This is a genomic window from Hydrogenophaga sp. SNF1 (genome assembly GCF_034421675.1).
Classification (GTDB): Bacteria; Pseudomonadota; Gammaproteobacteria; order Burkholderiales; family Burkholderiaceae_C; genus Hydrogenophaga; species Hydrogenophaga borbori.
Window position 1 is genome coordinate 4,407,959 of sequence record NZ_CP139793.1, and the last position, 13,771, is coordinate 4,421,729.

General features: G+C 65.7%; 21 protein-coding genes. 4 read left to right on the forward strand and 17 right to left on the reverse strand.

Features of this window, described 5'->3' with window-relative positions:
- The first annotated feature begins 5 nt into the window (after positions 1-5).
- Complete coding sequence (locus SOM08_RS21115; protein ID WP_116960977.1) at positions 6-410, forward strand: thioredoxin family protein; 405 nt, start codon at positions 6-8, stop codon at positions 408-410.
- 100 nt (positions 411-510) lie between these two features.
- On the opposite strand, the gene SOM08_RS21120 is transcribed toward SOM08_RS21115, so the two are convergent.
- A complete protein-coding gene (locus SOM08_RS21120) occupies positions 511-1,215 on the reverse strand; it encodes a DUF4197 domain-containing protein (RefSeq protein WP_116960978.1) in 705 nt (234 codons plus the stop codon).
- A gap of 67 nt (positions 1,216-1,282) precedes the next feature.
- On the opposite strand from SOM08_RS21120, the gene SOM08_RS21125 reads away from it, so the two are divergent.
- Positions 1,283-1,798 carry a TlpA disulfide reductase family protein gene (locus SOM08_RS21125; RefSeq protein ID WP_322469687.1) on the forward strand — a complete coding sequence of 172 codons (516 nt, stop codon included), beginning with the start codon at positions 1,283-1,285 and terminating at the stop codon, positions 1,796-1,798.
- Between the two features lie 72 nt (positions 1,799-1,870).
- Here SOM08_RS21125 and SOM08_RS21130 read toward each other — a convergent pair whose 3' ends face one another.
- The gene (locus SOM08_RS21130; protein WP_322469688.1) at positions 1,871-2,323 is read right to left on the reverse strand and encodes a cytochrome c; all 453 of its coding nucleotides are present in this window, start codon (positions 2,321-2,323) and stop codon (positions 1,871-1,873) included.
- 136 nt (positions 2,324-2,459) lie between these two features.
- Here SOM08_RS21130 and SOM08_RS21135 point away from each other — a divergent pair, with 136 nt between their 5' ends.
- Together SOM08_RS21135 and SOM08_RS21140 are read left to right on the forward strand one after the other, a co-directional pair.
- On the forward strand, positions 2,460-3,128 hold the full coding sequence (locus tag SOM08_RS21135) for a cytochrome b/b6 domain-containing protein (RefSeq protein WP_116960981.1): 669 nt from the start codon (positions 2,460-2,462) through the stop codon (positions 3,126-3,128).
- 101 nt (positions 3,129-3,229) lie between these two features.
- Positions 3,230-3,727 carry a GNAT family N-acetyltransferase gene (locus SOM08_RS21140; protein ID WP_116960982.1) on the forward strand — a complete coding sequence of 166 codons (498 nt, stop codon included), beginning with the start codon at positions 3,230-3,232 and terminating at the stop codon, positions 3,725-3,727.
- Between the two features lies 1 nt (position 3,728).
- On the opposite strand, the gene SOM08_RS21145 is transcribed toward SOM08_RS21140, so the two are convergent.
- The 15 genes from SOM08_RS21145 to rpsG form a co-directional block, all read right to left on the reverse strand.
- Positions 3,729-4,238 carry a peroxiredoxin gene (locus tag SOM08_RS21145; protein WP_070401252.1) on the reverse strand — a complete coding sequence of 170 codons (510 nt, stop codon included), beginning with the start codon at positions 4,236-4,238 and terminating at the stop codon, positions 3,729-3,731.
- A 94-nt stretch (positions 4,239-4,332) separates the two neighbouring features.
- Entirely contained in the window at positions 4,333-4,602 is a 270-nt protein-coding gene (gene rpsQ, locus SOM08_RS21150; RefSeq protein ID WP_070401253.1) for a 30S ribosomal protein S17, read from the reverse strand.
- Between the two features lie 10 nt (positions 4,603-4,612).
- Positions 4,613-4,813 (reverse strand): 50S ribosomal protein L29, encoded by a 201-nt coding sequence (gene rpmC, locus SOM08_RS21155; protein WP_070401254.1) that lies wholly within the window; start codon positions 4,811-4,813, stop codon positions 4,613-4,615.
- 16 nt (positions 4,814-4,829) lie between these two features.
- A complete protein-coding gene (gene rplP / locus SOM08_RS21160; protein ID WP_070401255.1) occupies positions 4,830-5,246 on the reverse strand; it encodes a 50S ribosomal protein L16 in 417 nt (138 codons plus the stop codon).
- 2 nt (positions 5,247-5,248) lie between these two features.
- Complete coding sequence (gene rpsC, locus SOM08_RS21165; protein WP_116960983.1) at positions 5,249-6,127, reverse strand: 30S ribosomal protein S3; 879 nt, start codon at positions 6,125-6,127, stop codon at positions 5,249-5,251.
- 13 nt (positions 6,128-6,140) lie between these two features.
- Complete coding sequence (rplV, locus tag SOM08_RS21170) at positions 6,141-6,476, reverse strand: 50S ribosomal protein L22 (RefSeq protein WP_009519300.1); 336 nt, start codon at positions 6,474-6,476, stop codon at positions 6,141-6,143.
- A gap of 9 nt (positions 6,477-6,485) precedes the next feature.
- On the reverse strand, positions 6,486-6,761 hold the full coding sequence (gene rpsS, locus SOM08_RS21175) for a 30S ribosomal protein S19 (protein ID WP_070401257.1): 276 nt from the start codon (positions 6,759-6,761) through the stop codon (positions 6,486-6,488).
- A 12-nt stretch (positions 6,762-6,773) separates the two neighbouring features.
- Positions 6,774-7,598 (reverse strand): 50S ribosomal protein L2, encoded by an 825-nt coding sequence (gene rplB / locus SOM08_RS21180; protein ID WP_070401258.1) that lies wholly within the window; start codon positions 7,596-7,598, stop codon positions 6,774-6,776.
- A gap of 2 nt (positions 7,599-7,600) precedes the next feature.
- On the reverse strand, positions 7,601-7,915 hold the full coding sequence (gene rplW / locus SOM08_RS21185; RefSeq protein WP_070401259.1) for a 50S ribosomal protein L23: 315 nt from the start codon (positions 7,913-7,915) through the stop codon (positions 7,601-7,603).
- Positions 7,912-8,535 carry a 50S ribosomal protein L4 gene (gene rplD / locus SOM08_RS21190; protein ID WP_116960984.1) on the reverse strand — a complete coding sequence of 208 codons (624 nt, stop codon included), beginning with the start codon at positions 8,533-8,535 and terminating at the stop codon, positions 7,912-7,914. Before rplD ends, rplW begins: the two co-directional genes overlap by 4 nt.
- Positions 8,535-9,209, reverse strand: a complete 675-nt coding sequence (rplC, locus tag SOM08_RS21195; protein WP_070401261.1) for a 50S ribosomal protein L3 — start codon at positions 9,207-9,209, stop codon at positions 8,535-8,537. Before rplC ends, rplD begins: the two co-directional genes overlap by 1 nt.
- Positions 9,210-9,405: 196 nt before the next feature.
- Positions 9,406-9,723: a 30S ribosomal protein S10 gene (gene rpsJ, locus SOM08_RS21200; RefSeq protein WP_070401262.1), complete on the reverse strand. Its 318-nt coding sequence runs from the start codon at positions 9,721-9,723 to the stop codon at positions 9,406-9,408.
- Between the two features lie 12 nt (positions 9,724-9,735).
- Positions 9,736-10,926, reverse strand: a complete 1,191-nt coding sequence (gene tuf / locus SOM08_RS21205; protein WP_204743597.1) for an elongation factor Tu — start codon at positions 10,924-10,926, stop codon at positions 9,736-9,738.
- A 158-nt stretch (positions 10,927-11,084) separates the two neighbouring features.
- A complete protein-coding gene (gene fusA / locus SOM08_RS21210; RefSeq protein ID WP_116959951.1) occupies positions 11,085-13,187 on the reverse strand; it encodes an elongation factor G in 2,103 nt (700 codons plus the stop codon).
- An 89-nt stretch (positions 13,188-13,276) separates the two neighbouring features.
- Positions 13,277-13,747 (reverse strand): 30S ribosomal protein S7, encoded by a 471-nt coding sequence (rpsG, locus tag SOM08_RS21215; RefSeq protein WP_070400838.1) that lies wholly within the window; start codon positions 13,745-13,747, stop codon positions 13,277-13,279.
- Positions 13,748-13,771 lie beyond the last annotated feature (24 nt).

Here is a 13,771-nt window from a genome sequence, read left to right on the forward strand (position 1 = left end):
CCGCCATGGCCTACCAACCCCTGCCCACCCCCCCATCGCTGCGCGCCGCGGCCGACGCCACGGCCGCGCGCGGCGAACCCCTGGTCGTGATGATCACGCTGCGCGGCTGCGTCTATTGCGAGCTGGTGCGCAACAGCTACCTGCACCCGCTCATGCGCGAGGGCCGACTGATCGCCGTGCAGCTCGACCTGCAGGACAAGGCCACCGCCATACAGGACTTCGGCGGCCGCACCACCACGCCCGCCGCCCTGGCCGAGGAATGGCGGGTGCGCCTGACACCCACGGTCCTCTTCTTCGGCCCCGAGGGCCGCGAACTGGCCGAGCGGCTGGAGGGCGTGACCTCCACCGACTTCTACGGCAGCTACCTGGACGACCGACTGGAGTCTGCGCGCCGCCGCCTGAAGAAGTAGCAGCCACTCACTTACAGAAGCACAGAAGAGCCGGCTCTGCCGGGCGGCGGTTGCCCCCGCGCCGAGGACCTGGTGTGTCGCGCAAAGCGCGGCAGCGGTGTTACTTGATCGCGCCGAACACCTTCTTGAGGATGTCGCTGCCCGTGCCCACCGGGTCCTGGCGGATCTTGCGCTCCTCCTCGCCGATGATGGTGTAGAGGCCGTCGAGCGACTTGCCGGTGACGTAGCGCTCGATGTTGGCGTCCTCCTTTTTCACCAGCCCGAAGCCGGAGGCCTTCTCGGCCACGCGGTTGTAGCTGCGGGCCAGGCCCACCTTCTCGGTGGTTTTCGTGACCACCGGCAGGAATTTTTCGCCCAGCGGAGCGCGGGTCTTGTCGGCGAAGAAACGGGTGACGGAGTCGTCGCCGCCCGTCAGGATGTTCTTGGCGTCGGTCACGCTCATGGACTTCACCGCGCCGACCAGCAGGTCCTTGCCCAGGGGCACCGCCTGCTCGGCGGCACGGTTCATGCCGGTGATGAGCTCGTCCACCCGCTTGCCCTGGCCGGCGAAGCTGAGCAGCTTGGCCGCATCTTCCAGATAGCCGGGCAGGGGAATCCGAACTTTCGGGTTGCCGAGGAATCCATCCGTCTTGCCCAGCAAGGCCACGGCGGCCAGCGCACCTTTCTCGAGCGCGGTGCGGATGCCGGCGGCGGCGTCCTTGTCCGTCAGGTCCGACAGGGACAATGCCCAGGCCTGGCGCTGGGCGGCGACAATCAGCAATCCCAAGCTGCCCAGGGACAGGTGATGAAACTGGCGGCGCTGCATGTGGGTGCTCCCTCACGTTGATCCGAGGCGGGCACTGTAGATGGTGAAGCAGGAAATGACAAACCCGATGACCAAGAGGCCCGAACCGAACCGCCGCCAGGTGCTGGGCGCGGGCCTGGCGCTGGGCGCCGCCGGCGTGCTGGGCCTGAGCGGCTGCGCGGGCCGCGAGGCCGCGCCGGATTCCACCTTCGTGCTGCTCGACGGCAGCCAGGCCCGCACGGCCGACCTGCAAGGCAAGGTCACCCTGGTGAACTTCTGGGCCACCACCTGCGTGACCTGTGTGAAGGAAATGCCCGCGCTCGTGGCCACCCACCAGAAATACGCGCCGCGCGGCTACGAGACCATGGCCGTGGCCATGAGCTACGACCCGCCGGCCTGGGTGGTGAACTTCGTGCAGTCGCGCCAGCTGCCCTTCAAGGTGGCGCTGGACAACACCGGCGAAATCGCCAAGGCCTGGGGCGACGTGAAGCTCACGCCCACCACCTACCTGCTCGACAAACAGGGCCGCATCGTCAAGCGCTACGTGGGCGAACCCGAGATGGACGCGCTGCACAAGCTCATCGAGGAACTGCTGGCGGCCTGAGCGCGGCGCGCGGGTCCCCAAGAAAAAAGGCCGGGATCAACCGGCCTTTTTGCTGGGCGCGGGGCGCCGCGCTCAGTTCTTGCGGAAGTCGTCGTGGCAGGCCTTGCAGCTCGCGCCGGCCGCGCCGAAGGCGGCCTTGATCTGGTCCAGGTTGCCGGTCTTGGAGGCCGCGTTCAACTTGGCCACCTCACCCATCATCTTCTCGCCCGCCGCCTTGAATTTGGCCTGCTCGGTCCAGACGGCGGGCTGGGCCCGCGTGTCGCCCTTGTCGGTGCCAGGGCCGAAGGCCTCCCAGGGCAGCTTGCTCATGGTCTCCGCGATGGCCGCGCTCTCGGCCGCCACCTTGGCGTCGAAAGGCACACGGCCGTTGGCCATGGCGCCGACCCGGCCGAAGTGCGCGGCCAGCACCGTGAATGAGGCCTTGCGGTATTTGACGGCGTCCTCGGGTTTCTGGAACTGGGCCATGGCCGGAGCGGCCAGGGCGCTGGCGGCCAGCGCCAGGACGAGCGGAGCGACTGTCTTCATTGAATCTCCTGTGGGGATGTTGAACGCCGGCTCTGCAGGCCGGCGCTCGCTGAGGTTGCCACGACGGGTAAAGTTCCGTTGAACCGATGCGGCATTTCCCGATCCACCGCTCGGTCGTCACCCACGCTTCGCCAACATGCACACCATCCGCATCTGGGACCTGCCCACCCGACTGTTTCACTGGCTGCTCGCGCTGTGCGTGATCGGGCTCATCACCACCGGCACCCTCGGTGGCGCCTGGATGGAGTGGCATCTGCTGCTGGGCTACGCCGTGCTGGCGCTGCTGCTGTTCCGACTGGTGTGGGGTTTCCTGGGCGGGCGCTGGTCGCGCTTCGCCAGCTTCGTCTACTCGCCGCGCTCGCTGCTGCGCTACCTGCGTGGTCGCGCGCCCCTGGAACACACCGCCGGCCACACGCCCCTGGGCGCGCTGTCGGTGTTCGCCCTGCTGCTGGCCTTGGCCGCCCAGGTGGCCAGCGGCCTCATGAGCGACGACGAGATCGCCACCTTCGGGCCGCTGGCGCGCTTCGTCTCGGGCGAGACGGTCTCGGCCGCCACCGGCTTCCACAAGGACGTGGGGCAGTACCTGGTGATCGGCCTGCTGGTGCTGCACCTGCTGGCCATCGCCTGGTACCTGTTCGTGAAACGCCAGTCGCTGGTCCAACCCATGCTGAAGGGTGACAAGCAACTGCCCGCGCCCCTGCCGCCCTCGCGCGACGGCCGTTGGGACCGGGCGCTCGCCGGGGCCTTGCTGGGGGTGTGCTCGGCCTTCGTGGCCTGGCTGGTCAGCGTCGGTTACGCGCCCTGACGGCCTGGCAGGCTCGGCGCTGGCTGGCCCCGCTCGGGCGGATTGACTTATATTGCCGGTTCGCCCTCCCCCTGTGGCCCCGCCGGCCGCCCCCCGAACCCATGCCCGAGACGCCCTCAGCCGCCATTGAACTGCGGCTGGCCGAATCCCCCGAAGACATCCTGGCGGTGCGCGCCTTGTTCCTGGACTACCAGGCCTCGCTGGACGTGGACCTGTGCTTCCAGGGCTTTCAGGACGAACTGGCGACGCTGCCTGGCGACTACGCCCCTCCAGGCGGCGCGCTGCTGCTGGCCCTGGTGGACGGCGCGCCCGCCGGCTGCTGCGCCCTGCGCCCGCTGCCCAGCGCCGACCACCCCGACGCCTGCGAGATGAAGCGCCTGTTCGTGCGCCCGGCGTTTCGCGGCTTCGGTTTGGGGCGGCTGCTGGTCGACCGCATCCTGGTGCTCGGACAGATGGGGGGCTACGCCACCATGCTGCTCGACACCCTGTCGGACATGGAGGCGGCGCGCGCGCTCTACCAGGACAGCGGCTTCGTCGAGATCGCGCCGTACTACCACAACCCCTTGCAGGGCGCGCACTACCTCAAGGTGGATCTCTGAATCAGGCCGCCTTGGCCTGGGCCAGCAGCGTGCCGGCGTCGCTCACCTCGAACTTGCCCGGCGCCTCGATGTTGAGCGTCTTGACCACGCCGTCCTTCACGAGCATGGAATAGCGGTTGCTGCGCAGCCCCATGCCGCGCGCGGTCAGGTCCAGCGTCAGGCCCGTGGCCTTGGTGTAGTCGGCGCTGCCGTCGCCCAGCATGCGCACCACGCCGGTGGTTTTCTGGTCGCGCGCCCAGGCGCCCATCACGAAGGCGTCGTTCACGCTGATGCACCAGATCTCGTCCACGCCGGCGGCCTTGAGGTCGGCCGCCTGCTGCACGAAGCCCGGCACGTGCTTGGCCGAGCAGGTGGGCGTGAAGGCGCCCGGCAGCGCGAAGATGGCGATGGTCTTGCCCGCGGCGGCCTTCTGCACGTCGACCGGATTCGGGCCGATGCTGCAGCCGTTGCCTTCGACCTCGCTGTACTCCATCAGCGTGCCGGCGGGCAGCTTGTCTCCGACCTTGATCATGGTTTCTCCTGTTCGGTTGGGGGCTGAAAACAAAAAAGCGACCGGATTGTCGGTCGCTTTTTCGATGCGCGCTGCGCAGGTCCGGGAAACGGACTCAGACGATGGCGGCTTTCTGCACCAGACGGCTGGCCACCCAGTTCTTGGTCTTGGAAATCGGGCGGCTCTCGGTGATCTCGATCAGGTCACCCAGCTTGTACTCGCCCTTTTCGTCGTGGGCGTGGTACTTGCTGGACTTGATCACGATCTTGTCGTAGATCGGGTGCTTGACGCGGCGCTCGACCAGGACCGTCACGGTCTTGGCGCGCTTGTCGCTCACCACCTTGCCGACCAGGGTGCGCTTGAGGGCGGTTTTGGCTTCGGTCATGGTTGGCTCCTTACTTGGCGGCTGCGCGCTGCTTCTCGGCCAGGATGGTCTTGGCGCGAGCGATCGCACGGCGGGTGTCGCCCAGCGTGGCGGTGTTGTTGAGTTGTTGCGTGGCCTTCTGCATGCGCAGATTGAAGTGGGCCTTTTGCAGCGACTTGATCTCGGCCTCGAGGCCGGCCGCGTCCTTCTGGCGCAGTTCTTCAGTATTCATAGCGTGTTCTCCTGAATCACTGGCCCAGCAGGCGCGTCACGAACGTGGTGCGCAGCGGAAGTTTGGCGGCGGCCAGGGCGAAGGCCTCACGGGCGAGCGCTTCGGGCACGCCCACGATTTCGTACAGCACCTTGCCGGGCTGGATCTCGGCCACGTAGTACTCGACCGAACCCTTGCCGTTGCCCATACGGACTTCGGCGGGCTTCTGCGAGATCGGCTTGTCCGGGAACACACGGATCCAGATGCGGCCGCCACGCTTGACGTGACGGGAGATCGCGCGACGCGCGGCCTCGATCTGGCGGGCCGTGATGCGGCCACGGTCGGTGGCTTTCAGGCCGAAGTCGCCGAAGGCAACGGTGGCGCCGCTGGTGGCGACGCCGGTGTTACGGCCCTTCTGCTCCTTGCGGTACTTGCGACGAGCGGGTTGCAACATGTTTATTCTCCTTTGCCGTCCGCAGCTGCAGGTGCGGGTGCGTCTTTGCGTACGCGCTTAACGGCGGGTTTGGAATCACCACCCGTGGCTTCGGCGGGCTTGTCGCTGCCATCGGCCGGGGCGGTGTTGGTGCCACGGCGCACGGCGGCGCGGGCGGTCGGGCCGGCCGGGCGCTCGCTGCGTTCACGGCGCGGACCACGCGGGCGGCGCTCTTCTTCGGCGCGCGGCTCGGCCACCACGGGGGCGTCGTTGCGGCCCAGGGTGTCACCCTTGTAGACCCACACCTTCACGCCGATGACGCCATAGGTCGTCTTGGCTTCGGAGGTGCCGTAGTCGATGTCGGCGCGCAGCGTGTGCAGGGGCACACGGCCTTCGCGGTACCACTCGGTGCGGGCGATCTCGATGCCGTTCAGACGACCGGCGCTCATGATCTTGATGCCCTGGGCACCGAGGCGCATGGCGTTCTGCATCGCGCGCTTCATGGCGCGGCGGAACATGATGCGCTTCTCGAGCTGCTGGGTGATCGAGTCGGCGATCAGCTTGGCATCGATCTCGGGCTTGCGCACTTCTTCGATGTTGACGGCAACCGGCACGCCCAGCTTGACGGCCAGTTCCTTCTTCAGCTTCTCGATGTCCTCGCCCTTCTTGCCGATCACCACGCCCGGACGCGCCGAGTAAATGGTGATGCGGGCGTTCTTGGCGGGGCGCTCGATGACCACGCGCGACACGGCGGCGTTCTTGAGCTTGGCCTTCAGGTACTCACGCACCTTGATGTCTTCGGCCAGCATGCCCGCGAAGTCGCGGTTGCTGGCGTACCAGCGGCTGGCCCAGTTGCGCGAGACGGCCAGGCGGAAGCCGGTCGGGTTGATTTTCTGTCCCATGTTCCTGTGCCTCTCAGTTGCCGACCGTCACGTAGATGTGACACGTGGGTTTGCTGATGCGGTTGCCACGGCCTTTGGCGCGAGCCTCGAACCGTTTGAGCGTCGTGCCTTGTTCGACGTAGATCGTCTTGACGCGCAGCTCGTCGATGTCGGCACCGTCGTTGTGCTCGGCATTGGCGATGGCGGACTCCAGGGCTTTCTTGACGATGCCGGCGGCCTTCTTCTGGGTGAAGGTCAGGATGTTCAGGGCCTGGTCGACCTTCTTGCCGCGAATCAGGTCGGCCACGAGGCGGCCTTTGTCCACCGACAGGCGCACGCCACGGACGACAGAGCGGGTTTCCGTACTCATGGTGGTTCCTTACTTCTTGGCTTTCTTGTCGCCCGGATGCCCCTTGAAGGTGCGCGTCAGGGAGAACTCGCCGAGCTTGTGACCGACCATCTGGTCGGTGATGTACACGGGCACGTGCTGCTTGCCGTTGTGCACGGCGATGGTCAGGCCGATGAACTCGGGCAGGACCATCGAGCGGCGCGACCAGGTCTTGACCGGCTTCTTGTCCTTGGTGGCCTGGGCCTTCTCGACCTTGGCCATCAGGTGGTGGTCCACGAAAGGACCCTTTTTGAGCGAACGAGTCATGTGGTCAACCCCTTACTTCTTGCGACGCGAGACGATCATCGACTGCGTGCGGCGGTTGTTGCGGGTACGGTAACCCTTGGTGAGGTTGCCCCACGGATCCACCGGAGCGCGGCCTTCGCCGGTCTTGCCCTCACCACCACCGTGCGGGTGGTCGATCGGGTTCATCGCGGTGCCGCGAACGGTCGGGCGGATGCCCATGTGGCGCACGGCACCGGCCTTGCCGATCTGGCGCAGGCTGTGCTCGGTGTTGGAGACCTCGCCGATGGTGGCGCGGCAGTCCACATGGATCTTGCGCACTTCGCCCGAGCGCATGCGCACCTGAGCGTAGATGCCTTCGCGGGCCAGCAGCACGGCCGAGGCACCGGCCGAACGCGCCATCTGCGCGCCCTTGCCGACCTGCAGCTCGATGCAGTGGATCGTCGAACCCACGGGGATGTTGCGGATCGGCAGGGTGTTGCCCACGCGGATCGGCGACTCCGAGCCCGACAGCAGCGTGGCGCCCACCTCGACGCCGCGCGGCGCGATGATGTAGCGGCGCTCGCCGTCGGCGTAGCACAGCAGCGCAATGTGCGCGGTGCGGTTCGGGTCGTACTCGATGCGCTCGACCTTCGCCGGGATGTTGTCCTTGTTGCGGCGGAAGTCGACCACGCGGTAGTGGTGCTTGGCACCACCGCCCTTGTGGCGCGTCGTGATGTGGCCGTTGTTGTTGCGGCCGGCCTTCTGGAACTGCGGCTCCAGCAGCGGCGCGTAACCGGCACCCTTGTGCAGGTTTTCGCGCGTGACCTTCACCATGCCGCGACGGCCTGGCGAGGTCGGTTTCATCTTGATGACAGCCATGATTACGCGGCCTCCCCACCGAAGTTGAGTTCCTGACCGGGCATCAGCGTGACATAGGCCTTGCGCACGTGGTCGCGGCGGCCGATGGTCTTGCCAAAGCGCTTGGTCTTGCCCTTCTGGTTCACGACCGACACACCCTTGACCTGCACCTTGAACATCAGCTCAACGGCGGCTTTGATCTCGGGCTTGGTGGCGTCGCGCAGCACCTTGAAGAGCACGGCATTGGATTGTTCGGCGGCCTGGGTGGCCTTCTCGGACACGATCGGTGCCACGAGGACCTGCATCAGGCGACCTTCGTCGAATTGGGCGGTGCTCATGCGAACATCTCCTTGAGCTGGTCGATCGCCGCCTTGGTGACGATCACTTGCTTGTAGTGCACCAGCGACAGCGGGTCGGCGTAACGGGGCTCGACCACCAGGACGTTGACCAGGTTGCGCGAAGCCAGGTACAGGTTCTCGTCGACCTCGTCGGCGATCACGAGCACCGACGACTTCAGGTTCATCGCCTTGAACTTGTCGGCCAGCTGCTTGGTCTTGGGCGAATCGACCTTGATCGACTCGACCACGGCCAGGCGGCCTTCACGCACGAGCTGCGAGAAGATCGACGCCATGCCGGCGCGGTACATCTTCTTGTTGAGCTTCTGGGTGAAGTTCTCGTCGGGGCTGTTCGGGAAGATGCGACCGCCCCCGCGCCACAGCGGCGAGGAGGTCATGCCGGCGCGAGCGCGGCCGGTGCCCTTCTGCTTGAACGGCTTCTTGGTCGAGTGCTTGACCATCTGGCGGTCTTTTTGCGCACGCGTGCCTTGACGGGCGTTCGCCTGATACGCCACCACGAGCTGGTGGATCAGGGCTTCGTTGTAGTCACGACCGAACACGGTCTCGGGCACGTCCAGCTTGGACGCGGCCTGGCCTTGGTCGTTGAGGAGTTCGACTTGCATCAGTTCGCTCCTTTGGCGGCGCTGGCCTTGACGGCGGGACGCACGGTGACGAAACCGCCCTTGGCACCGGGCACGGCACCACGGATGAGCAGCAGCTGACGGGCTTCGTCGATGCGCACGATGTCGAGGTTCTGGATGGTCTTGGTGACGTCGCCGAGGTGGCCCGTCATCTTCTTGCCCGGGAACACGCGGCCCGGGTCTTGCGCCATGGAGATCGAGCCCGGCACGTTGTGCGAACGGCTGTTGCCGTGCGACGCGCGCTGCGAGGCGAAGTTGTGGCGCTTGATGGTGCCCGCGAAGCCCTTGCCGATCGAGGTGCCTTGCACATCGACCTTCTGGCCTTGCGAGAACAGCTTGTTGACATCGACCACGTCGCCCGGCTTGTACTGGGCGGCGACCTCGGCGGTCACGCGGAATTCGATGATGAGTTCACCGGCTTCGACACCGGCCTTGGCCAGGTGGCCTGCCACCGGCTTGGTGACGCGGGAGGCGCGGCGCTTGCCGAAGGTGACTTGCAGTGCGTCGTAGCCGTCGTTGGCCTGGGTTTTGACCTGGGTGACGCGGTTGTTCGACACGTCGACCACCGTGACAGGCACTGCGTCCCCGTCATCGGTGAACAGGCGCATCATGCCCACCTTGCGGCCCAACAACCCGAGGGAGTTGCTCAGACTCATTGTTTTCTCCGTTCCCGACTTCAATTGGCCGGGGCTGATGGTGCGCGGCCCGAAGACCGCGCCTGAATGGCGAGCACCAGGGTGCCGGCGCCACGAAATATCCGGCCCAAAAGCCGGAAAGCCCGCCAGTATAGCCAGCGGGCATTCCTTGTGCAAGTCCACCGGGCGAAAACCCGGCAGACCAGGGCCTCTGGCCTTACTGCAGCTTGATCTCGACGTCCACGCCGGCCGGCAGGTCGAGCTTCATGAGCGCGTCCACCGTCTTGTCGGTCGGGTCCACGATGTCCATCAGGCGCTGATGGGTGCGGATTTCGAGCTGGTCGCGGCTGGTCTTGTTGACGTGCGGCGAACGCAGGATGTCGAAACGGCGCATGCGCGTCGGCAGGGGCACGGGGCCCCGGACGATGGCGCCGGTGCGCTTGGCGGTTTCGACGATCTCGGCGGCCGATGCGTCGATCAGCTGGTAGTCGAAGGCCTTGAGGCGGATGCGGATCTTCTGTTTGGTGGCAGCCATGGACACCGCTCCTTATTCGATGATCTTGGCCACGACGCCGGCGCCGACGGTGCGGCCGCCTTCGCGGATGGCAAAGCGCAGGCCTTCTTCCATGGCGATGGGCGCGATCAGCTTGACGGTGATCGACACGTTGTCGCCGGGCATGACCATTTCCTTGTCCTTGGGCAGCTCGATGGAGCCCGTGACGTCGGTCGTGCGGAAGTAGAACTGCGGACGGTAGTTGTTGAAGAACGGCGTGTGACGGCCGCCCTCGTCCTTGCTCAGCACGTAGACCTCACCGGTGAAGTGCGTGTGCGGCTTGATCGAGCCGGGCTTGCACAGCACCTGGCCGCGCTGCACTTCCTCGCGCTTGGTGCCGCGCAGCAGGATACCCACGTTGTCGCCCGCCTGGCCCTGGTCCAGCAGCTTGCGGAACATCTCCACGCCCGTGCAGGTGGTCTTTTGCGTGGCCGAGATGCCCACGATCTCGATTTCCTCGCCAACCTTGACCACACCGCGCTCGATACGGCCGGTCACCACCGTGCCGCGACCCGAGATGGAGAACACGTCTTCGACCGGCATCAGGAAGGCGCCGTCCACCGCGCGCTCGGGCGTGGGGATGTAGCTGTCCAGCGCCTCGGCCAGGCGCATGATGGCCTGCTCGCCCAGGTCGCCCTTGTCGCCTTCGAGCGCCAGCTTGGCCGAGCCCTTGATGATGGGCGTGTCGTCGCCAGGGAAGTCGTACTTGCTCAGCAGCTCGCGCACTTCCATCTCCACCAGCTCGAGCAGCTCGGCGTCGTCGACCATGTCGCACTTGTTCAGGAAGACGATGATGTAGGGCACGCCCACCTGGCGCGCCAGCAGGATGTGCTCGCGCGTCTGGGGCATCGGGCCGTCCGCGGCCGAGCACACCAGAATGGCGCCGTCCATCTGGGCGGCACCCGTGATCATGTTCTTGACGTAGTCGGCGTGGCCCGGGCAGTCAACGTGCGCGTAGTGCCGGTTGGCCGTCTCGTACTCGACGTGCGCGGTGTTGATCGTGATGCCACGCGCCTTTTCTTCCGGAGCCGCGTCGATCTGGTCGTAGGCCTTCGCCGCGCCGCCGAACTTGCTCGCCAGCACCGTCGTGATCGCCGCCGTCAGCGTCGTCTTGCCGTGGTCCACGTGCCCGATCGTGCCAACGTTCACGTGCGGCTTGGTCCGCTCGAATTTTTCCTTAGCCATGTCGATTCCTTAAAAAAGAACAAAGCCCGTGTGAGGGTTTAAGGTCTGCACGCCACTGCTGGATCGTCCCGCACGGGCACAGGACGGCGTGGCGTCGCAGACCGACTGGATCGGCGGGCGGGCGCGCGAAGCCCCCACCCCGTCGAACCGACTTGCTTTTACTTCGCGCGCGCGGCCACGATGGCCTCGGACACGTTGCGCGGCGCTTCCGAGTAGTGCTTGAACTCCATCGTGTACGTGGCACGGCCCTGCGACATCGAGCGCAGCGTGGTGGAGTAGCCGAACATCTCGGACAGCGGCACCTCGGCCTTGATGGCCTTGCCACCACCGACCATGTCCTCCATACCCTGCACCATGCCGCGACGCGACGACAGGTCGCCCATCACGTTGCCGGCGTAGTCCTCGGGCGTCTCGACTTCCACGGCCATCATCGGCTCGAGGATGACGGGGTTGGCCTTCTTGCAGCCTTCCTTGAAGCCGAAGATGGCGGCCATCTTGAAGGCCTGCTCGGACGAGTCCACGTCGTGGTACGAACCGAAATGCAGCGTGACCTTGACGTCCACCACCGGGAAACCCGCCAGCACGCCGGTGTTGAGGGCTTCGATCACGCCCTTTTCCACCGCCGGGATGTACTCGCGCGGCACCACGCCGCCCTTGATGGCGTCCACGAACTCGAAGCCCTTGCCGGCCTCGTTGGGTTCGATCTTGAACACCACGTGGCCGTACTGGCCCTTGCCGCCCGACTGACGCACGAACTTGCCTTCGGCCTCGTCCACGCTCTTGCGGATGGTCTCGCGGTAGGCCACCTGGGGCTTGCCCACGTTGGCTTCCACGCCGAACTCACGCTTCATGCGGTCGACGATGATCTCCAGGTGCAGCTCGCCCATGCCGGAAATGATGGTCTGGCCCGATTCCTCGTCGGTCTTGACGCGGAACGAGGGGTCTTCCGAGGCCAGGCGCTGCAGCGCGATGCCCATCTTTTCCTGGTCGGCCTTGGTCTTGGGCTCCACGGCCTGCGCAATCACGGGCTCGGGGAAGACCATGCGCTCCAGGGTGATGACGGCATCGGGATCGCACAGCGTCTCACCGGTGGTCACTTCCTTCAGGCCCACGCAGGCGGCGATGTCGCCAGCGCGGATTTCTTCCACTTCCTGGCGGTTGTTGGCGTGCATCTGCACGATCCGGCCGATGCGCTCCTTCTTGCCCTTGACCGGGTTGAAGACGGTGTCGCCCTTCTTCAGCACGCCCGAATAGACGCGCACGAAGGTGAGCTGGCCGACGTAAGGGTCGGTCATGAGCTTGAACGCCAGCGCGGACAGCTTCTCGCCGTCGTCGGCCTTGCGGGTCGCGGGCTCTTCCTTCTCGTCGGTACCCGCCACCGGGGGGATGTCCACCGGCGAAGGCAGGAAGTCGATCACGGCGTCGAGCATGCGCTGCACGCCCTTGTTCTTGAAGGCCGTGCCGCACAGCATGGGCTGGATCTCGGTCGAGATGGTGCGCGTGCGCAGGCCCAGCTTGATCTCTTCCTCGGAGAGGTCACCCTCCTCGAGGTACTTGTTCATGAGGTCTTCGCTGGCTTCGGCCGCGGCCTCGACCATCTTCTCGCGCCACTCCTTGGCGGTCTCGACGAGCTCGGCCGGAATGTCGTGGTACTCGAACTTCATGCCCTGCGAGGCCTCGTCCCAGATGATGGCTTTCATCTTGAGCAGGTCGACCACGCCCTTGAAGTTGTCCTCGGCGCCGATCGGAATGACGACCGGCACGGGGTTGGCCTTCAGGCGCAGGCGCATCTGGTCATAGACCTTGAAGAAGTTCGCGCCGGTACGGTCCATCTTGTTGACGAACGCCAGACGCGGCACCTTGTACTTGTTCGCCTGGCGCCAGACGGTTTCCGACTGGGGCTGCACACCGCCCACGGCGCAGTACACCATGCACGCGCCGTCGAGCACGCGCATGGAACGCTCCACCTCGATGGTGAAGTCGACGTGGCCGGGGGTGTCGATGATGTTGAAGCGGTGCTCCGGGTAGGACAGGTCCATGCCCTTCCAGAAGCAGGTGGTGGCGGCGGACGTGATCGTGATGCCGCGCTCCTGCTCCTGCTCCATCCAGTCCATGGTGGCGGCGCCGTCGTGCACTTCACCGATCTTGTGGTTCACGCCGGTATAGAACAGGATGCGCTCGGTCGTCGTGGTCTTGCCAGCGTCGATGTGCGCGGAAATGCCGATGTTGCGGTAACGCTCAAGGGGCGTGGTGCGGGCCATGGAAATACTCCGGAATGGTTCGAGCCCGCCACCCCTGGAAGGGGCCCGCGGGCTCTCGGGTCAGGTTGATCGGAAAGATAAGGTCCGAATCAGAAGCGGAAGTGGCTGAAGGCCTTGTTGGCCTCGGCCATGCGGTGCACTTCGTCGCGGCGCTTCATCGCGCCGCCACGGCCTTCGGTGGCCTCGATCAGCTCGTTGGCCAGGCGCAGGGCCATGGACTTTTCGCTGCGCTTCTTGGCCGCTTCCTTGATCCAGCGCATCGACAGCGCCAGACGGCGCACCGGGCGCACTTCAACGGGCACCTGGTAGTTGGCGCCACCCACGCGGCGGCTCTTCACCTCCACCATGGGTTTGACGTTGTTGATGGCCGTCGAGAAGATTTCGAGCGGGTCCTTGCCCGACTTCTTCTCGATCTGCTCGAACGCACCGTAGATGATGCGCTCGGCCACAGCCTTTTTGCCGCCTTGCATGATCACGTTCATGAACTTGGCGACTTCGACGTTGCCGAACTTCGGGTCCGGCAGGATTTCACGTTTAGGGACTTCGCGACGACGTGGCATGTTTCACCTCTTGCTTCAGTTGAT

Coding starts and splice junctions, on each gene's coding strand:
- rplP (WP_070401255.1), bottom strand. CDS start 5,246: ATGTTGCAACCCGCTCGTCGCAAGTACCGCAAGGAGCAGAAGGGCCGT.
- SOM08_RS21140 (WP_116960982.1), top strand. CDS start 3,230: ATGCCCGAGACGCCCTCAGCCGCCATTGAACTGCGGCTGGCCGAATCC.
- rplV (WP_009519300.1), bottom strand. CDS start 6,476: ATGAGTACGGAAACCCGCTCTGTCGTCCGTGGCGTGCGCCTGTCGGTG.
- fusA (WP_116959951.1), bottom strand. CDS start 13,187: ATGGCCCGCACCACGCCCCTTGAGCGTTACCGCAACATCGGCATTTCC.
- SOM08_RS21115 (WP_116960977.1), top strand. CDS start 6: ATGGCCTACCAACCCCTGCCCACCCCCCCATCGCTGCGCGCCGCGGCC.
- SOM08_RS21120 (WP_116960978.1), bottom strand. CDS start 1,215: ATGCAGCGCCGCCAGTTTCATCACCTGTCCCTGGGCAGCTTGGGATTG.
- SOM08_RS21125 (WP_322469687.1), top strand. CDS start 1,283: ATGACCAAGAGGCCCGAACCGAACCGCCGCCAGGTGCTGGGCGCGGGC.
- rpsQ (WP_070401253.1), bottom strand. CDS start 4,602: ATGACCGAAGCCAAAACCGCCCTCAAGCGCACCCTGGTCGGCAAGGTG.
- rplD (WP_116960984.1), bottom strand. CDS start 8,535: ATGCAAGTCGAACTCCTCAACGACCAAGGCCAGGCCGCGTCCAAGCTG.
- rplB (WP_070401258.1), bottom strand. CDS start 7,598: ATGGCTGTCATCAAGATGAAACCGACCTCGCCAGGCCGTCGCGGCATG.
- SOM08_RS21135 (WP_116960981.1), top strand. CDS start 2,460: ATGCACACCATCCGCATCTGGGACCTGCCCACCCGACTGTTTCACTGG.
- rpmC (WP_070401254.1), bottom strand. CDS start 4,813: ATGAATACTGAAGAACTGCGCCAGAAGGACGCGGCCGGCCTCGAGGCC.
- rplW (WP_070401259.1), bottom strand. CDS start 7,915: ATGAGCACCGCCCAATTCGACGAAGGTCGCCTGATGCAGGTCCTCGTG.
- tuf (WP_204743597.1), bottom strand. CDS start 10,926: ATGGCTAAGGAAAAATTCGAGCGGACCAAGCCGCACGTGAACGTTGGC.
- rpsC (WP_116960983.1), bottom strand. CDS start 6,127: ATGGGACAGAAAATCAACCCGACCGGCTTCCGCCTGGCCGTCTCGCGC.
- rplC (WP_070401261.1), bottom strand. CDS start 9,209: ATGAGTCTGAGCAACTCCCTCGGGTTGTTGGGCCGCAAGGTGGGCATG.
- rpsJ (WP_070401262.1), bottom strand. CDS start 9,723: ATGGCTGCCACCAAACAGAAGATCCGCATCCGCCTCAAGGCCTTCGAC.
- SOM08_RS21130 (WP_322469688.1), bottom strand. CDS start 2,323: ATGAAGACAGTCGCTCCGCTCGTCCTGGCGCTGGCCGCCAGCGCCCTG.
- rpsS (WP_070401257.1), bottom strand. CDS start 6,761: ATGACTCGTTCGCTCAAAAAGGGTCCTTTCGTGGACCACCACCTGATG.
- SOM08_RS21145 (WP_070401252.1), bottom strand. CDS start 4,238: ATGATCAAGGTCGGAGACAAGCTGCCCGCCGGCACGCTGATGGAGTAC.
- rpsG (WP_070400838.1), bottom strand. CDS start 13,747: ATGCCACGTCGTCGCGAAGTCCCTAAACGTGAAATCCTGCCGGACCCG.